Below are 18,601 nucleotides of genomic sequence, written 5' to 3' on the forward strand. Positions count from 1 at the left end.
ATGCCTAAGCATTATATTTCATATAACACTTGGCATCTTAATTTTAAAAATTAATTATTTTTATTTAAGCTTTTTCTATTCCTACAACATCATATCCTACCTCTTCAATAGCTCCCTTTATAGCTTCGTCCGTGATATCTTCGCTTATTTCAGCAGTGGCAAACTTTTTATCAAGATTTACCTCCACGTCTTTTGCACCAATATCTTTTAATGCTTCGCTAACATGATTTGCACAATGTCCGCAACTCATACCTTCTATAAATAATTTCTTTTTCATTTTTATTTCTCCCTTCGAATTCTATTTTTCACTCGATTCTTGAATTCTATCTTAATGGCTTAAAGCCTTTTAAGCATAATGTGTTTATTAAAACTGAAACGGAATTAAAACTCATTGCAAAATATTATAATTTATCCCTGAACCATATAAAAAGCTATAAGAGAAACAGTTATGAGAATGATTAAACATATAATCTTTAAATACATCGGTATCATAATTTCTTCATAATTTTTAATTTCATAGTTGCCATTTCTTTTTAAATAAGCATATATTATTAAACCACCAATTATAAATACTAAACTTAGCAAATGGGATATTGAGAACGGTCCCCAAATTACTGGATTTATCCTAAAGAACTCAACAATTCCTCTAATTATTGGAAAACCTATAATATAAATAACAAATAATTCACCTTCATATTTTTGTTTTTCACTTTTTCTCCACAAAATAATAAATAGAATATAATCTAAGATAAACTCATATACCTGTGCAGGATGAAGTATATTCCCACCTATATTAATTCCCCAAGGCATAATATTAGTCATTACTTTTCCAAAGACATCGCAACCAACTCTCCCTATGCCCTGTGCAAGTATTACAGCCATTACAGCAATATCTGCTAATTTAAAGAATGATACTTTAACCTTAACCGAATAAAAGTACCCTGCGACTAAGGCTACAAATATCCCTCCATGTATAGACAATCCACCTTCAGCAATCTTAAATATATCCATTGGATGACTAAAATAAAAAGAAGGATTATAAAAAAGTATATAAAATAACCTTGCACCAACTACACCAGCAATCACTCCAATTATTGCTAAGTTAAACATAATCTCATCTTTAATTCCTCTTTTTTTCGCCTGCCATTCAGCAAATGATACTGCTGAAATTATACTAATTGCAATCATTAGACCAAAAAAATACACATGAAAAGGTCCAATACTAAATAATTCTTTCATATTCTATTCTCCCTTACAACAATAGTTTAATTCGCCTAAAACTACCGATTTTTAATGTTTTTAGCGTTTTTTACTTGCATTTTTAAATTTTAAAAGGTCGCACCATCAATTCCATTATTCACCTCTCCATTAATACTAATTACAAGTTTGTTAGGCAAACATACAATTATCTGTCCAGGCTTAGAAATCCAACCCACTTTTACATCCACTTGATTGGGACAATTCGCAGCTTTTACCCTAATACCATTATGTTTAACCGATATGATATTGTAATTGCCTGCATCTGTTTTTATAGTAAACTCGTGAGGCTCTACTACCTTATCTAAATCAATGGTTTTAATTACTTTGCCATCACTCTTAATAACTGCGGTGTTTTTTGTCCCCTTTAAGGAAGTCTTATATATTGAAGCTACACCTAAGGATATTAGCACAATAATTAAAAGTATTATTCCAACTATTTTATCTCCACTCTTCATAAATAAACTCCTTGTTTACTACTTTAAAATTCTCTATAATTAACTTATTTCAAGTAATTATTGAATATATTTTTAGTTTGATATTAATATTATTTATAAACATAGTTTAGCATTACAATATGAAGATAATATGAATATTGGGATGACCACTAATTTGCTTTTCACTTCGCCACAGTATTGTTAGTATTTGTATCACTCCCATTATCCGGAGTTATATTAAGTAGTGTAAATAACTCTGAAAACAGCTTATGTGCTGCCGGAACTGCCGTCTGAGAAGCATAATATTTTTTTGAGTTAGGCTCATCAATAGTAACTATTAATGTTATTTTCGGATTATTGGCAGGAGCCATTCCTACAAAGGATGATATATATTTACCTGAATCATAACCTCCTTTGATAGTATTAACCTTATTTGCAGTTCCCGTCTTTCCGGCTATATGATACCCCTCCATATATGTTTGCGTTGCAGTTCCTTCCTTAACCACCATTTCCAAATACGTTCTTAATTGAGCTGTTTTTTCTTTGCTCATTATAATCTTTTCACTAAGAGTTTCAAACCGTTTATCTACAATTCTTTTATCATCTACCATATGAGATATTTCCTTCATGACATGTGGTCTTATCCATTTACCTCCATTAGCCACTGCATTAAAGGCTGCGATATACTGAATCTGCGTCACTGCAACCCCTTGTCCAAATGACATGGTAGCAAGATCAATAGGTTTAAAAGTTTTTAAATCCTTCATTAACCCGGCACTTTCACCAGGCAAGTCTATATCTGTTTTCTGACCAAATCCAGCCTCTTTTGCAAATTTATAAAGATTATCCTTACCAATCTTCTGTCCAAGTTGAATAAATCCAACATTATCGGAATTTTTAATTATATCAGACAAAGTCTGAACCCCATTATCTTCTTTATTATCATTATACAATATCCTATTTCCAACCTTGATGCTTCCATCACTTATAAAACGGTCATTGTCGGTTACTACATTATTTTTAAGTGCCGCAGCTGCTGTTATAACCTTAAAAATTGATCCTGGCTCAAACACACTGCTGATAGCCCTATTCTTCCAGCTTTCTTGAGTTTCTTCATCTGTTTTACCTTCTATATAAGGCTTGTCCATATTATAGCCGGGTACATTCGCCATTGCCAAAATCTCACCATTGCTTGGATCCATAATTGTTATGCTTACCGATTTAGCATTATTCTCAGCTAATGTTTCTTTAGCCACTCTTTCAGCTAACTCTTGAATCGGCCCATCTATAGTTAATTTTAAATCCTTTCCATCTATAGGCTGAACCGTCACGGCTTCAGTGTAAGGCAATTCATTACTAGCGCTATCCATTTCAACCATTTTCACCCCAGGAACACCTTTTAATTCATTATTATAACTTAGTTCTACCCCATTAACTCCATTTCCATCTAAATTGGTATGTCCAATAACAGAGGATAAAAACCTGTTATTAGGATACAACCTATCTACATCACTTGAAATGATTATCCCATTATATTTCAAGGCTTTAACAGCATCTACAACATTCTCCTCCACTCCTCTTTCAAGGGATATAAACTGAAGTGGATTACCCTCTCTATCTTGAATGTCTAATATTTTTTTTATTTCCTTATTTTCAACATTGAGTATCTTGGACAATTTACTAGCAGCTTGTCCTTCAGATATTTTTTCATCTATTAAATACTTCTTTAGTACATTTAAATCAGCATCTACCCTATAAACATTTATGCTTTGTGCCAGCTCTAAACCACTTCTGTCCAAAACTGATCCTCTCCTCGGAGCTATTTTTATAGTTTTTGTCCCTTGTTCTAATGCCAACGATTTATAATTAGAACCATTAATAATCATTATATAAGTGAGTCTACTCACAAGTGCAGTAAATAATAAAGAAAGTACTATACCTATAACAAGAATCCTTTTGATTTTAACCTTTTTTGTTTTCAAAATGCCCACCAACCTGTTCTAAATTTTAAATTAATATGTATCTCTTCTTTTTATTTTCCTTATAATGCATTATACAAAATATTTATAAATATTTTATGTAGAAGTACGCTATTATTACAAAAATACAAAAATATATTATAATACTTTAGGTGTTTTTAGCAGTTTAAAATGTAGTAAAAGTATTCCTTATTGTCGTAGTTTTTATCACCTCCACTCAAATTCTCTTTCGTCATCGCATTTTGTTATACTTAATTTAGAAGATTATTTCACATAAAAATTTTATATAATCTAAGAGTATTATACCATGATACGTTGTAAAATAATTTTGCACCCAGTTTCACCTGCAAATACGCTGCACAAAAATGCTGCGGATGTTCCAAATTATATTATTAAATATAAAATATAAACCCACATTGCTGATTTCAGTAAGCAATGTGGGTTTATATAATTTGTGCTTCAAAGTCACATTAAAATAAATGATATTGTTATAGTAAGAATAGTTAAAGCAATAGTAATCAATCTTACTTTTTTCATATTGAAAAAAAATATTCTATTAAATATCCCACTTTCTTTATATAAATGATGTATCTGGATGATACCCAACATTGTTTGTATGGCTATTAGATTTGAGAAAACACCTATTAGAATAAAAGATATTTGATATCTAACTAAAAATGCTGAAGCAACAGATAAGCCTATGATAGGCAATATATCTACGAGATGGTGGGAACAACATGCAATCATAGAAAGAATAGATACACCCCCTGATGCCGCCATTTCTGATGCTTCCCCTTTTATTTTCATGGTTTTGCTATATTTAATATAGTAATAGAGTCCAACTTGTACTCCGAAACCTAATGATAAGATCAAAATCCAATACCATATTTGAAAAAACTGTTCTATGGCGTGATCTAATGAATTAGCAAAGGTGAGGATAACAACATAAATCAAAAATAATGCAGTTCCGCCAAATATGCCAAAAAGTATTGGACGATTCTTTTTCATAGTTTCCTCCTCGCATTAATAGTTTCAATTTTTATATCTTTATAGTATCTAAAGCATCCTTATTCCATCTGAAACTTCTATTTACTACATTGTCTAGCTTCTGAATGTTTAACTCTATAAATTTAGTTTTAGCATCGATAGTAGGTTTACCATCTACTTGTTTAGGAACCTTATAAATTCCTGAATAATGATGTCCTACACCTTCAGTTTTTTCCCATAATATTTCCTTGTCAAGCTTAATCCCTTCACTTGTTTTAAAGCTTACATTTTTAGAAAATTCAAATGCATCTAAATCCACCGAATGTGTATTAAGTTCAACCTTTATAGTAATATATTGTTGATCATTTTCTGAGGCTTTTTCTAAAACAGCATCTACCTGCACGCTACCTTCACCATTAAATCTTGATAACCCATCTGTAAGTTGCCCTTCATTTATTGATTTTTTTCCATTATTAACTTCCTTGTTACCAGATGATTCAGTTACTGCTAGATTTTTGTTATATATTGTTGTAATTACTAAACTTCCTATTATCAATATTGCTAATAAGATAATTAAATATGCTATTTTCCTACTTTTCATCTAATCCACCCCTCTGTAAATTTTTTTTAAATTGATATTATGCTAATAGTTAGAAATCTATTTTTATAGCATATAATAAGTTTACCTATAAGTCATGAAGAAATTATGGAGATATCCTTGAACTTAAAATAAAGTGATCAATTTTCATTAAGAGTTACTTTTTAACCGATAGCTTTTATATTTCTTTTCTTCATATATTAAACATATAAATTTGGTATTATAATAACAAGGAGGCATATAAAATGAAATATTATACAGTCAACTTTAAACAATATAATATGTTATGTGATAAATGTTTAATTAACGTAATTAAGTGTCTAAGTAACCCTAATGGAATAGATGGCTTAGATATAAGTTTAGAATCCAAAAAAATAAAAATTATATATAGGGATAAGACAATTTCTAAAAAAATGATACAAGATAAGGTTAACGAAACAATCCTTACCGGTAAAGTCAAAAATATATATGATTTCAGCTTATAATATTGATAAAAAGCAGGCCAATTCAAAAGTCATGTTAAAAGAGAGAATTGCCGATTACTCTTTTGACACGACTAATTTTTTTATGATTTAAAAATAAAGCTCAAGACATAGTTCATAGTCTTGGGCTTTATTTTAAAAGTTGATTATTATTATTATTATTATTATTATTATTATTATTATTATGGGGTCTTTCCAACATAAGTCTGAATCACACCAGTAGCAATTTTATAACCTCTCGTAAAGCTAAATACTTTTACGAATACATTTTATAGCTTTTTTCAATCCTACGTAAAGTTAAATTTTAATTTCTAGAATTTTTTTAAGATTTACCTTTTAAAAGTATTTTTTTTTACTCTTATATTCGTCCTCATTTATTTCTCCACGAGCAAATCTTTCACTTAAGATATTCAAAGAATCATCTGTAGTTTCTATATATTTAGCATTGTTTTGTTCTTGCCTAGATCCTATATATACAATAATCCCAATTAAAATTATAGGAATAATCATCATTCCAAACCAACCTCCCATCATATTATATCCATACCCATATCCCATCATATAAAATTATCCTCCCATTATCTTTATATTATTATTTTAATTAAATGATAAAACATTATCTCCCCATCATATTTCCATGAAGCTCTACCATATCTTCTCTGCCAATGGATTCCATCATATTAGCCATAGATTCATATCCATTCTCTCCCATTATATCAATCATTTTTTTATAGTCATCATCACTTATGTTATTCATAATATCGTTCATAGAATCAAAATCTCTGTTTTCAATTACTTTTGCTTCATCACTGAACCCGTTATCATTCATTATTTTTACCATATCGTTATAGCTTCCATTTGATTGTGTCCCATCCTTTTGATCACCCATCATCGAATCCGTGTAATTATTTGATGATTTATCGTCATTATTTTGCGAACTAATTATTGGTGTTTTGGAATTGTCGAAAGTTGTATCATTCTTAACAGTTGCATATGCAACTGAAACGCCTCCTACTGTTAGTATACCTGCTATTACTAAAACCATAAATTTATTTTTCATTTAATATCACTCCTCTAATTGTTTTTCTCTATACATTTATTCTACTACTCAATTGTGGAGTAATTATGAAGCTAATACTTTTTAATTTTATTTTTTCCTCGAGCCTTAAATTCTATCTTAATGGCTAAAAGGTGAAATATTAAAGTCATGCTGCAACGCTTCAACTACACCTATAAGATTTGCTGCATGATCACCAATGCTAGGACCACATCGAATTCTATCATAGGGCTTACCTTTTGATATTGCTTCCGTTCTTTCTTTTGGAGTCATTTCATCTTTAAAATTATGCCTCTCAATATTTTTAAATTGGCCAAGAACAAAAAAAAGCTAAGGTGCAACCTTAGCTTTTAACATTGTAATTTTTATTTGCATTCATCAAGTTTTGCACATTCAGATATGCCTTTATCCATCTTTTGAGCACATTCAGCTACATGTCTCCCACCCTTTGATGTAGCCATTTCAGACACATGGCTGGCAGCGAAAACCTGAGTAGATAAAGATAATAGTGTTATAACCAATGCTGATACTGAAAGTATTTTTTTCATAGTAATCCTCCTTAGAATTGTTATAATTTGTACAAATTATAACAATTAGTTATGAAGATTATATAAAGATAATTAAGACTAATTTTACGCCTTCGGCTTAAATCCTTTTAATCGTAGTGCATTTGTTAAAACTGAGACTGAACTAAAACTCATTGCAAGTGCTGCAATCATAGGATTTAGAAGTGGACCTTCAAATAAGTGTAGTACTCCCATTGCAACTGGTATTCCGAGTGCATTATAACCAAATGCCCAAAATAAATTTTGCTTTATATTTGTTATAGTTGCTTTACTTAACTGTAGCGCTGTAGGAACATCCATTAAGTCGCTTCTCATAAGAACTATATCTGCGGATTCCATCGCTACATCTGTACCTGATCCTATTGCTATACCAATATCAGCCTGAGCTAGTGCTGGAGCATCATTTATTCCATCCCCAACCATGGCAACTTTTTTACCTTCTGCTTGAAGTTTTTTAACTTCATTTGCTTTATCCTCAGGCAGAACTTCGGCTAGTATTCTATCAATGCCAACTTGCGCCGCAATGGCTGCTGCAGTCCTTTTGTTGTCACCAGTTATCATGGCAACTTCTATCCCCATACTATGAAGCCTTTCTATAGCTTTTTTACTATTTTCTTTAACTGTGTCAGCAACTGCAATGATTCCACTTAACTTATTTTCTATGGCTATATACATTGGAGTCTTGCCTTCTTCAGCTAGTCTGTTTGAAACATCTTCTAATTCATCTAGTGATATATTACTTTCAATCATAAGTTTTCTATTACCTAATAATATTTTATTACCTTCTATAGTAACTTGTATTCCATACCCAGGTATAGATTTAAATGTATCTACTTTTTTAAATTCTAGTGATTTATCTTCAGCATCCTTTACTATAGCCTCACCTAATGGATGTTCAGATCCTTTTTCAGAAGATGCCGCTATTTGTAGTAACAATTCCTGGTCAGTGCCATTTAAAGTTATTATATCAGTTACCTTTGGTTTCCCTTCAGTAAGTGTTCCGGTTTTATCAAACACTATAGTTTGAATTTTGTGTGCAGTTTCAAGTGCAGTACCACTTTTTATTAGCACTCCATATTCAGCACCCTTTCCTGTTCCTACCATTATTGCTGTAGGTGTTGCTAGACCAAGCGCACATGGACATGCTATTACCAGCACTGAAATAAATATTGTTAATGAGAACACTCCTGTTTCTCCAGATATAAACCAAGCTATTGATGAGAGTAGAGCAAGACCCATAACTACAGGGACAAAATAACTTGATATAACATCTGCCATTGCAGCTATTGGAGCCTTTGATCCTTGTGCATTTTCAACTAAGGTTATAATTTGTGATAACGCTGTATCTCTACCAACTTTAGTTGCTTTAAACTTAATAGAACCGTTTTTATTAATACTTGCACCAATTATTTTATGACCAATACTTTTTTCCACTGGCATACTCTCACCAGTTAGCATTGACTCATCTACAGATGTAGTTCCCTCCACAACTTCGCCATCTACAGGCATTTTTGCTCCAGGTTTAACTACCACTAAGTCTCCAACTTCTACATCATCAATTGGAATCTCAACTTCTTCATTACCTCTTATTATTGTTGCAGTTTTTGGAGCAAGACCCATGAGCTTTTTAATTGCTTCAGAGGTTTTTCCTTTAGTTACTGTTTCCAAATACTTACCAAGTGTTATAAGTGTAAGTATTACACCTGCTGATTCAAAATACATTTCATAATTCACATTTCCCATAAACGTTATTTCAAATACAGCAAATAAGCTATATAAAAACGCCGCGGAGGTTCCAATTGCTATAAGTGAATCCATATTGGGACTTAATCTAAATAACGATTTGATCCCAACAACAAAGTATTTTTTACCTGTATACATTATTGGTAGAACAAGTATCAGTTGTAGAATAGCAAAGGCCTCCATATGCATCATTGGGTCAATTGCAGCTGGTAACTTAATAAACATTGGTACCATGGCAACTAGTAGAAGTGGTACTCCAAAAATCGCAGATATTAAAAATCTATTCCATAGTGCCTTTATCTCTTTTTCTTTTTTTTCTTTATCAGCATCTACATTAGTTTCGTCATCTATTGCCTTATATCCACCTTTTTCAATTACCTTTTTAATATCTGATGTTCGAACTAGTGATGGTTCAAATGAGACAGTCAATTTTTCGGTGGCAAAGTTTACGTCAGCAGTCACTACGCCACTCAGTTTTCTCGTTATTCTTTCTATATTCTTGGCGCAGGCCAAACAAGTCATTCCTTCCAGCTTTAATGTTTTATTAGTTGTTTGGACTACTAGTTTATACCCTGCTTTTTCAACTGCAGCTTGTATATCTGATAATTTAATTATTGATTCATCATAACTTATATTCAATTTTTCTGTAGCGAAATTTACGCTAGACTCTTCAACCCCTGGTAACTTCTTTGAAACTCTTTCAACCGCTTTAGCACAAGCGGAGCATGTCATTCCCTCTATTTTAAGTACTTTATCTTCCATATTTCTTTCCTCCCTATTATTTATTGCCAATTAATTTAGCAAGTAATTCTACTATTTCATCAACTTTCTCTTCACCTGTATTATTTATAAATGCATCCTTTACACAATGATTAAGGTGTTGCTTTAATATTAACATATTTGCTTTCTTAAGTAGTGACTGTGCTGCAATTATTTGATTTGACACATCGATGCAATACCTACCATTATCCATCATCTTAATTATCCCATCAATTTGGCCTCTTGATGTCTTAAGTGCTTGAATTGCTTGCAGCTGCTCCTTATTCATTTAAACATCTCCTCCCCCCCATATAGGGGGTGCTGTATGTGTATATTATATACCATAAAGTATATAATATACACATATTTAATCTTTATTTTAAGTATTTATCTCGTATTTCTTCAAGCACTATTGGCTTAATGTCCTCTGCTACATGTATTAAAGCTAGTGTATTTTCATCTTTAATGATACCATACACACCAGATTTATCAAAGGTCAGTTCAACCTCATTAATTCCTTTTTTACATTCAAATGAAGAAATCATTTTGGAGTTTGCATCAATTATTGAATACGATCCTTCCGCATTATCAAACTTTGTTAAGTCAATTGATAAATTAGTTTTAAGGCCACTTTGTACTACAGCTATTATTGGAGAAAATTCATAACCAATTCCACTTATGGTTATGGTTTGAGTGTTATTTGCAATCGTGGTTTTTTTAACTAAGATATCGATTGGGGTTTTAGTTAATTCAGTTTCATAGATACTAGGTCTAACAGGAGTCTCAGCACTGGTATCTGAATTAGTAGTAGCATCAGCATCACTTGAAGCCTCTATTGCAGAGGCTTCATCTACTACCTTAATTACTCCGCCTATCATACCCATCCAGCAGCTATAGTTTATATCTTTATCCCCCGGGGTAAAATTAATAATGTTCTCACCAGCTTCTAATTTTCTTTCTATATCTAGAGAGGGAACAACAATAGAATTATTACATGAAGTTAACTGTTCTCCATTTATTACCCACTTAACTGGTATATTCTTTTGTACATATAGTACACTAGGCGTGTACCCCCTTGCAGTTGCAGTCATATTTGTTACTTGAACTCCATTCTCTACAGTAGCTTTTGAAGCAGTCTCTGGAGAATTACTCTGCCTTGTCACTTTACTGACTAAAGACATAGGAGATATGTTAATCCCAGCAAGAGCTAATCCGCGATTTCCCATAATAAGTCCTAGAACAACTACAAGAATTCCTCCAAATTTTACAAGCTGCTTTGTGTTACCCTTACTTAAAAGACCAGAAACAGCTCCAAATCCAAGCATTAGAGGTACCGTACCAAGCGAAAATATGAACATTGAAGTAGCCCCAAGTACCGCACTGCCGGTTCCAAGAGCATATAATTGCATTGTTTGAAGAGGCCCACAAGGCATAAACCCATTTAAAACACCAACAATAAATGGAGTTTTTCCGCTCTTTTTAATATTGCATAAAGGCATTGGTGATCTTATGTTGAATTTTCTAAAAAGACTGTATCCAGACATATTGAGCCCCATAATAATCATAAAAAAACCAGCTAAGACCTGAAGTCCAGCCTTAAAAGGTAACGTAAGCGAAAAAATAGAACCTAAAGCTCCAACAATTCCACCAAGAATGGTATATGATATTACTCTGCCTAAATTATAAAATATAGCAGGTTTTAGAGATTGAAATTTGCTTTTATTTTCAATACTTATACTTTGTGATAGCATTATTCCACCACACATACCTACGCAGTGTAGTGAAGTGAAAACACCCACTATAAACAAAACAAAATAAGATGCATTTGCTAGCTTAGATTCCATGTCAAAGCTATTACCAGCCTTGCTTATAAGAAAAATAGCAAGAACTATTATTAGGAGTCCAATAAGTTTAAAATTTCCAGAATCCTCTGTGCTATAACCTAGTTTCGAAATTGCTTCTTTAATTAGTGATGTGTTGCAGGTTTCATCATCATATTGCACAAACACACTTTCGCTTTTGTAGTCAGCCAATACCTTAGTAACTCCAAAAATGCTCATCAGAGATTTTTCTATTCTAGCTTCACAGGAGGTACATGTCATGTTATAAACTTTAATGTTTTGTTTTTTACTACTCATTGGTCACCCCTTTTAAAATTATATATAATTATATTTTTAACTATATTATACAAATGAGATGTGTAGATTTTATGAAGATAGCCTAATAATTTTAATAAAAAATATTGAATCCAGATATGCTATTTATCTGAATTCAATATTAATTTACCGCTTACATTACTCTTCTACCTGTTATAAAATCTTTCCTCGTCATAGCTGAAATTTTAATTACATCTCCTGTACGTGGAGAATGCATGTAATTATTATCTCCCAGGTAGATGCCCATGTGATGAGGGTTGTTATTAGTTCCAAAAAACACTAGATCCCCCGGCTTAAGGTTTCCCCTTGATACTTGTACCCCATCCTTTATTTGATGAAATGTTGCTCTCCCTACAGAAATCCCAAAATGCTTATATACGTATTGTGTAAATCCTGAACAATCAAAGCCTGTTGAAGGCGATGTTCCACCCCATAAATATGGTGTCCCAAGAAAGTTAGAAGCATAGGCTATTACAGCATTTGCTGATACTGCGGTTGAACCCCTTGAAGGTACATATTTAGGTGTTGATTTTCTTATTTTATTTATTTTCGCTATGCTCTTACTTGCTAATCCTTGCGACTCACTTATCTGTCTTGCAAGAAGACTTTCGCTACTGTTTAGTTGAGTTATTAATTTTTTTTGCGACTTTTTAGAAATGCTTATCTTATCTAATTTTTGCTTATTTTCTGTTTGTATGTTCAACAATGTTTTCTTTGTCTTATATAAACTTAGCTTCTTTTCACTTAATTGACTTTTGGTAGCTTCAAATTCACCGACTACTTTTCTATTAAACTCTATAATGGCTTTTATGTTTTCCACTCTTGATATAAAATCTCCAAAACTCTCAGAACTCAGGATAGTGCTTATATACCCATCAAATCCATTTATGTACATCGTTCTCATTCTACTATTATATAATTTCTGCTCCTTTTGGACTTCATTTTCAACCCTTTTAACCTCAATAGCGGCGCTTTTAATTGCCTTTTCTGTTCCAGCTATTTTACCTTTGTTTTCCTCTGTTTTAGCCATTATTGTTACAATTTCATTATCAAAGCGTTCTATTTTTATTTCAATTTCTTCTCTTTCTGCTTGAATTTTCGTTACTGCATCCTTCTGCTGTTGCAACTTCTCATTTGTTGGAGCCGCTAATACAGTTATGTTTAAAGTAAAAATCAAACTTAATATAACCACTATACTTCTCAGGGCATTCTTCATTAGTACATCTCCTTCGCTCTTTTATAATTTATAAAGTACAGAGGAAATATATCATAAACTTATGTAGTTCTTGTGAAGATTGTCCAAAGCTTAATCGCTTAACTTTCTCGCAAATCCTGATAATAACTCCGCAAGAACTACAAGAAGTATATAGCAAATAAGTATTAGGGTTATTTCGGTATATTTAAAGTAGCTCATACTTAGCTTGAATTGTTGCCCTAGACCTCCTGCACCAACAAACCCCACTGTGATAGTGGTTCGAAGGATTACTTCACCCCGATAGAGAATATATGTTATGAACTTCGGCATAACCATAGGGATCACTCCATAAAAGAACATTTGATGTGAATTTGCTCCACACGAGGCTAAGTTTCTAACTGGTCTCATCTCTAAGTCCTCTATTACTTCTGAGCATAGCTTTCCTAGTATACCAAAGTTGTGTATACCTAAGGCTAAGGCTCCAGGAAGAATTCCTGGTTTAAGAATAAAAACTATAATCATAGCCCAAACCAACTCTGGCACTGCCCTTGAGAATATATACGCACTGCGTATCGCTCCAAATATAAGCCATCTATACCATCTCTTTTTTAATGTAATTGTACCATCAGCTACATTTCTCGCTGCTGGAATTACGGTAAGTAACATAGCTATAGTCGCAAATCCTATAGCCATAATGCCCATCTGAAGTGTTTCATATGTAAGTTTTAATGCATTTATTAAGCTTTCCTTATTTAAGAATGCCGGACTCACCTCATTAATTCCTAGTAAACGGATTATAAATTTTTTAGTGAACATAAGATTTTTCTCTGTAAACATTCCAAAGAAATCTGCCTTATCTATTACAAATATAAACATCCAAGAGCCTATAATCAATATCATAGATAAAAAATAAGAAAATTTGACAACATTAAATTTTTTCACTTTTGTTCCAATCGTTAGAAATGCATTTCGAAATGAGTTGCTCCAAGAGTCAATTAAAACTACAAGTGCAGTTAAGAAGAACATAAAAGTCCACACCTCACTATAATTTAGGTCCTGTAGTGACAATTGGATTTGAAATCCTAGTCCTCCAAGACCTACAAAACTCATAATGGTAGAAGACCGTATTGCACACTCAAATCTATACATTGTGTAGCTAATCATATCCACTTTAGCCATAGGTAAATAACCATAAATTATAAGCTGAAGCTTTGATGCTCCCGAAGCTCTTAAAGCTCTTATAGGTTCACTAGGAACATCATTTAATATATCTGCATATATTTTTCCTAAACTCCCTCCATATGGTATAGCTAAAGCAAAAATTGCTGCAAAGGGGGTTAGTCCCACTGATGCAACAAATAGAAAGGCCCAAACTAATTCATGAATAGCCCTCATAAATCCTAAGATTCCTCTGAAAATACCCTTAGAAGTTTTTCTACTTAGTTCATTTTCAGCTAAAATACCTGAAGCTAATGTCCCAAAAACAACAGCAAATATAAACGCTAAGGTCATTCCAGCCACCGCGTAGGCTAGGGTTATCCCCGCGGATTTAAAACCTAATTTAATAATCTCCCCCGTTATTGACGGGTGCAAAAGTGCGTATATAATTTGCATAAATGTTGATTTCCCACCAGTGTGCATTAGCTCCGAACCCCAATTTACCGAAAAAAGGCTCCATATAAATATCAAAGAAAGGATCAATGTTAGAATACCTTTCTTATGATAATTTAAGGTTCCCTTAAGCCTATACATCTTTCACTAGCTCCTTTAGATTATAAAGTTGTTTTAAATACTCATCTGTAATTTCCACCACTGGGAGATCAAAATATATTTTGCCAGCGCGAAGAGCAACAACCCTACTAAAATACTTTCTTGCGTATTTAACAGAATGAAGGCTTGCAATAAGTGTTTTGCCTTCTTCCTTTGCTATATTTGTTAGATCAAATAATATATCCTCGGCACGAGCTGGGTCTAAGGAAGATACTGGCTCATCCGCTAAAATCATTTCAGGATTCTGTATAAGTAATCTAGCCATAGCAACTCTCTGCTGTTCCCCTCCAGATAAATTAGATGTCCTCTCATAAATTTTATCCTTAAGTCCTACGCGGTCCAGAGCCTTAATAACTAATTCCTTATCTTGTGGAATTATTAAAGAAATTAAAGATTTGAATAATCCCCAATCCTTTAACCTTCCTGCCAAAACATTGTGAATTACAGGTAGTGGCCCTACTAAGTCAAACTGCTGATGAATTATTCCAAGTTTCTGTGCTAAAGCTTTTACACCTTTATAATTTTCTATAGCTATGCCATCCAAAAGAATGTCTCCCCCATCAGGTTTTACCACTGTTGCCAAAATATTTAATAAAGTGGTTTTTCCTGCTCCACTTGGACCTATTAACGCTACCCTCTCGCCCCTTTTAATTCTTAGCGAAAGGGAATCTAACGCCTTCGTCCCCTCATAAATCTTTGATATTTCATTTATTTCAAAAATATTATCATTTTGCATTTAAGAACTTCACCTACTATTTAACCATTCCTAGTTTTTTTCCTACTTCTTCAATTGCTTTGTAATTTTCATTTTTAGATTCTACAAACATATCTGTTTGGAAGAACTTCAAAACTTCGGCTTGAGATCCGCCTTTTTCCACACTCATAGAAAGTAATGCATTTTTTATTTTTTCTTTAGTTCCTGCTCCATACACCTCATCTATATTCTCATCATTATTAATTGTCCAGTTGTAATCAAAGTATTCTGGTGTGGTATAGAAAACACCGATCTTATTTAAATCCACTTTATTTTCTTTAATAGCTTTTTCCCAAACTGATATATTTAAAGCTCCAGTTTCAAAAGCCCCTGATTGTACAAGCGCAATAGTTTTATCATGGTTACCTGAGTAATTTGGTGCACCACTTAGATCCTTCTCTGGATCTATTCCTGCTTCTGCCATAAAATGACGTGGCATTAAGCTACCTGATGTGGAGCTTTCACTACCGAAAGTAAATGTCTTTCCTTTTAAGTCCTCAAGTTTCTTTACATCTAAATCCTTTTGAGCTATAAATACTGATTTAAATTTTGCATCCATTGGTCTTTGCACAATTGCCTCTGAACCCGGAGCTACTGCTCTTGCTTGTACTCCAGTAAGTCCTCCAAACCAAGCCATCTTAATTTCTCCTCTTTCAAATCCTGTTACTAATGCTGCATATTCTACAGAAGGAACAAACTCAACCTTTATACCTGTGGCTTCACTTAAGTATTTGGCCATTTCACCCATATTTCTATTTAGCTCTGATGCATTTTGATCTGGAATCGCTCCTATTTTAAAGGAAGGCTTTTCCTTTTCTGTTGCCTCTTTCTGTCCGCCTTTTCCACAAGCTGTAACTGAAATCATCATTAACCCAGCTATTGCTACTACCATAATTTTTTTCATATGTTTTCTCCTCACACTTAAATAATTTAATGTATTTTTTATATACACCTAGTACATTTTAATATAAGTACATGGATTAGTATAATTGTAAAATCAAATAGATTCGATGCTATCTATTTGATTTTTTGATACTTGCAGAACGGTGCGCTCACGTGTCAAGTGGCATTGCTCATAAAAAAAATGGACTTCAAGGGAGTTTGAATCTCCCTCTGAAGTCCTTAGTATTATGAATCTAGCCGTTTTATTTAAGATTACTGTTTTTAAAACCAATAGTGGAAACTACACTATTATCTTTAATATCAAGATACTTTATCTCCACCTCATCATTTTCCTTAGTTAACACAATATCAATTCCTGCCGCTTTAGTAACCATGAATAAATTACTTTTTCCTACTAGCTTAACATAGAAAATAGTATTTCCACTCTCGGTTACAGCGTTTATTCTTAATACCTTACCACTTATAATCTTTTCTTCAGCTTTTACACTGTTAGCATTCTTATCTGAAGCATCGCTTTTTTTCCCATAGGATATAGCATTTTTAAAGCTTTCTATTGCTGCCGCTTTAGACTCTTCAAGCACAACATAACTATTTTTAGCAGCTACAATTCCTATTTTAACTAAAGCTCCATCGTTTTTGTTAACTACAGGAACAACCCAAGCCTCAGAACCGAATATATTATAAAACAGAGGTTGAACTGGTGCCCAGTTAGCTTTATCTGCACCAAGAGCTTTATCCACAGCATTCATAGCCCCTTTCCCATTTATATAACCAGGAGTTTTATAATAAACCATTTCACCACTTCTCATATCCATCATAGAGTAACCTGTCATTGTAATAGAATCATCTGAAGTATTCGTATGATCTGTGAACCACTTCATCTTACCGTCCGTGTCAATTACTCCTGTAACTTCTCTGGAATTAACATTAAGCCCTTGAACCTGCGTTTCTCCTTCCCAAGTTGTAGATACATGAACTCCCTTTTTGGCTATGATCTTGTTTAAAAGTCCATTTTGAAGCGTACCAAAATATTTATTATATAATTCAGCTACATCTGATGGGTGAACTTCATCAACCCACTCTGGAACCTTATCCACTTTATAATCCATAACCGCAGCATCTTTAAAGGAATAAAGTAATACCCCCTAAATCACTGGGAACTTTCTTCCGAATTTATAATGTCCATAGCTTCCTACATAATAAGGATTATTTTCTTCATCAAGTTCTACGTTAGCTTGAAAAAGAATTGATGATGGCTTTTGCTTCCTTAAGTACCTTTCTAAATCTTTTCCTAGCAAAAGTGATTCTGCTATTTTTGATGGTACACTAATTACTTTTGCCTCCTCAGGTTTTTCTGCCGAAACATATATTGCACCGGGAATTTCGCTATTTGTAAGTGCTCTAAATAAACCATCCACCTCTATAGGTGCAACATATGAGGCGCCATCCCCTGTCATAGTAATTCCTAGCTGTCCTATACTATAAATGCTTGGATTTGGAAGAGTTCCAATCATCTTTTGCATTTCATAATAAGCAGTTTCAGGTGATATAACTATTATATGACTTGCATCAGCTTTTAAAACTCCATCACTACTTTCCTTTACGGGTACTGAAGTTGCAAGTTTTTCCGCTCCCGCCGTAATAAATGGATATAAGCTATACCCAATACTCAAAAGGAACAGTATGCTCATTAGAACCGCAAATTTCCCTTTATTCTTATCCTTTGACCCTAATGCTAAACACATCTGAAAAATAGCTGGTACCCATAGAGCTGCAATAATAAAGTAAATACTTCTATCCACGCATAATACGTAAAATAAAAACCAACTAAAAATAAGACCTATTATTCCTCTCGCGATTTGTTCATATATAAGCTCTTTTTTAATGCTTGGCTTTAAAAAGAGCAGTGTCATTATAATGTAATACATAAGAATTCGCCCAATATATCTTTTTATTCT

General features: G+C 32.9%; 20 protein-coding genes. 1 reads left to right on the plus strand and 19 read right to left on the minus strand.

The genetic code is table 11. The features are described from left to right. Positions 1–64: 64 nt before the first annotated feature. The 6 genes from ACJAX4_RS04025 to ACJAX4_RS04050 form a co-directional block, all read right to left on the minus strand. A complete protein-coding gene (locus ACJAX4_RS04025; protein WP_435788170.1) occupies positions 65–277 on the minus strand; it encodes a heavy-metal-associated domain-containing protein in 213 nt (70 codons plus the stop codon). A 131-nt stretch (positions 278–408) separates the two neighbouring features. Further along, positions 409–1,239: a prolipoprotein diacylglyceryl transferase gene (gene lgt / locus ACJAX4_RS04030; RefSeq protein ID WP_435788171.1), complete on the minus strand. Its 831-nt coding sequence runs from the start codon at positions 1,237–1,239 to the stop codon at positions 409–411. Between the two features lie 89 nt (positions 1,240–1,328). Next, a complete protein-coding gene (locus ACJAX4_RS04035; RefSeq protein ID WP_435788172.1) occupies positions 1,329–1,715 on the minus strand; it encodes a NusG domain II-containing protein in 387 nt (128 codons plus the stop codon). A 161-nt stretch (positions 1,716–1,876) separates the two neighbouring features. Then, positions 1,877–3,676: a penicillin-binding transpeptidase domain-containing protein gene (locus tag ACJAX4_RS04040; protein ID WP_435788173.1), complete on the minus strand. Its 1,800-nt coding sequence runs from the start codon at positions 3,674–3,676 to the stop codon at positions 1,877–1,879. A 462-nt stretch (positions 3,677–4,138) separates the two neighbouring features. Next, positions 4,139–4,681 (minus strand): hypothetical protein, encoded by a 543-nt coding sequence (locus tag ACJAX4_RS04045; protein ID WP_435788174.1) that lies wholly within the window; start codon positions 4,679–4,681, stop codon positions 4,139–4,141. A 31-nt stretch (positions 4,682–4,712) separates the two neighbouring features. Continuing rightward, the gene (locus ACJAX4_RS04050; RefSeq protein ID WP_435788175.1) at positions 4,713–5,261 is read right to left on the minus strand and encodes a hypothetical protein; all 549 of its coding nucleotides are present in this window, start codon (positions 5,259–5,261) and stop codon (positions 4,713–4,715) included. A gap of 242 nt (positions 5,262–5,503) precedes the next feature. On the opposite strand from ACJAX4_RS04050, the gene ACJAX4_RS04055 reads away from it, so the two are divergent. After that, positions 5,504–5,743 carry a heavy-metal-associated domain-containing protein gene (locus tag ACJAX4_RS04055; protein WP_435788176.1) on the plus strand — a complete coding sequence of 80 codons (240 nt, stop codon included), beginning with the start codon at positions 5,504–5,506 and terminating at the stop codon, positions 5,741–5,743. A gap of 333 nt (positions 5,744–6,076) precedes the next feature. Here the strand turns inward: ACJAX4_RS04055 and ACJAX4_RS04060 are convergent, their stop codons facing one another. The 13 genes from ACJAX4_RS04060 to ACJAX4_RS04120 all read right to left on the minus strand — a co-directional run bounded on the left by ACJAX4_RS04060 (position 6,077) and on the right by ACJAX4_RS04120 (position 18,571). Next, entirely contained in the window at positions 6,077–6,301 is a 225-nt protein-coding gene (locus ACJAX4_RS04060) for an SHOCT domain-containing protein (protein WP_435788177.1), read from the minus strand. A gap of 55 nt (positions 6,302–6,356) precedes the next feature. Then, positions 6,357–6,800 carry a hypothetical protein gene (locus ACJAX4_RS04065; RefSeq protein ID WP_435788178.1) on the minus strand — a complete coding sequence of 148 codons (444 nt, stop codon included), beginning with the start codon at positions 6,798–6,800 and terminating at the stop codon, positions 6,357–6,359. A 117-nt stretch (positions 6,801–6,917) separates the two neighbouring features. After that, positions 6,918–7,070: a hypothetical protein gene (locus ACJAX4_RS04070; protein ID WP_435788179.1), complete on the minus strand. Its 153-nt coding sequence runs from the start codon at positions 7,068–7,070 to the stop codon at positions 6,918–6,920. 92 nt (positions 7,071–7,162) lie between these two features. After that, complete coding sequence (locus ACJAX4_RS04075; protein ID WP_291641782.1) at positions 7,163–7,345, minus strand: hypothetical protein; 183 nt, start codon at positions 7,343–7,345, stop codon at positions 7,163–7,165. 84 nt (positions 7,346–7,429) lie between these two features. Beyond that, the gene (locus ACJAX4_RS04080) at positions 7,430–9,868 is read right to left on the minus strand and encodes a heavy metal translocating P-type ATPase (protein WP_435788180.1); all 2,439 of its coding nucleotides are present in this window, start codon (positions 9,866–9,868) and stop codon (positions 7,430–7,432) included. Positions 9,869–9,884: 16 nt separating this feature from the next. Next, positions 9,885–10,154, minus strand: coding sequence for a metal-sensing transcriptional repressor (locus tag ACJAX4_RS04085; protein ID WP_435788181.1), 270 nt, complete (start codon positions 10,152–10,154; stop codon positions 9,885–9,887). 85 nt (positions 10,155–10,239) lie between these two features. Next, complete coding sequence (locus ACJAX4_RS04090) at positions 10,240–12,003, minus strand: urease accessory protein UreH domain-containing protein (RefSeq protein WP_435788182.1); 1,764 nt, start codon at positions 12,001–12,003, stop codon at positions 10,240–10,242. Positions 12,004–12,154: 151 nt separating this feature from the next. Continuing rightward, positions 12,155–13,237, minus strand: coding sequence for an NlpC/P60 family protein (locus tag ACJAX4_RS04095; protein ID WP_435788183.1), 1,083 nt, complete (start codon positions 13,235–13,237; stop codon positions 12,155–12,157). 90 nt (positions 13,238–13,327) lie between these two features. Then, positions 13,328–14,830 (minus strand): PhnE/PtxC family ABC transporter permease, encoded by a 1,503-nt coding sequence (locus tag ACJAX4_RS04100; RefSeq protein WP_435788184.1) that lies wholly within the window; start codon positions 14,828–14,830, stop codon positions 13,328–13,330. A 130-nt stretch (positions 14,831–14,960) separates the two neighbouring features. Further along, on the minus strand, positions 14,961–15,722 hold the full coding sequence (locus tag ACJAX4_RS04105; protein ID WP_435788185.1) for a phosphonate ABC transporter ATP-binding protein: 762 nt from the start codon (positions 15,720–15,722) through the stop codon (positions 14,961–14,963). Positions 15,723–15,738: 16 nt separating this feature from the next. Further along, positions 15,739–16,644, minus strand: coding sequence for a putative selenate ABC transporter substrate-binding protein (locus ACJAX4_RS04110; protein ID WP_435788186.1), 906 nt, complete (start codon positions 16,642–16,644; stop codon positions 15,739–15,741). Positions 16,645–16,885: 241 nt separating this feature from the next. Beyond that, entirely contained in the window at positions 16,886–17,752 is an 867-nt protein-coding gene (locus tag ACJAX4_RS04115) for a hypothetical protein (protein ID WP_435788187.1), read from the minus strand. 36 nt (positions 17,753–17,788) lie between these two features. Next, positions 17,789–18,571, minus strand: coding sequence for a hypothetical protein (locus ACJAX4_RS04120; protein WP_435788188.1), 783 nt, complete (start codon positions 18,569–18,571; stop codon positions 17,789–17,791). Between the last annotated feature and the right edge of the window lie 30 nt (positions 18,572–18,601).

It is taken from the genome of Clostridium sp. (assembly GCF_051278035.1).
Lineage (GTDB): Bacteria > Bacillota > Clostridia > Clostridiales > Clostridiaceae > Clostridium_AD.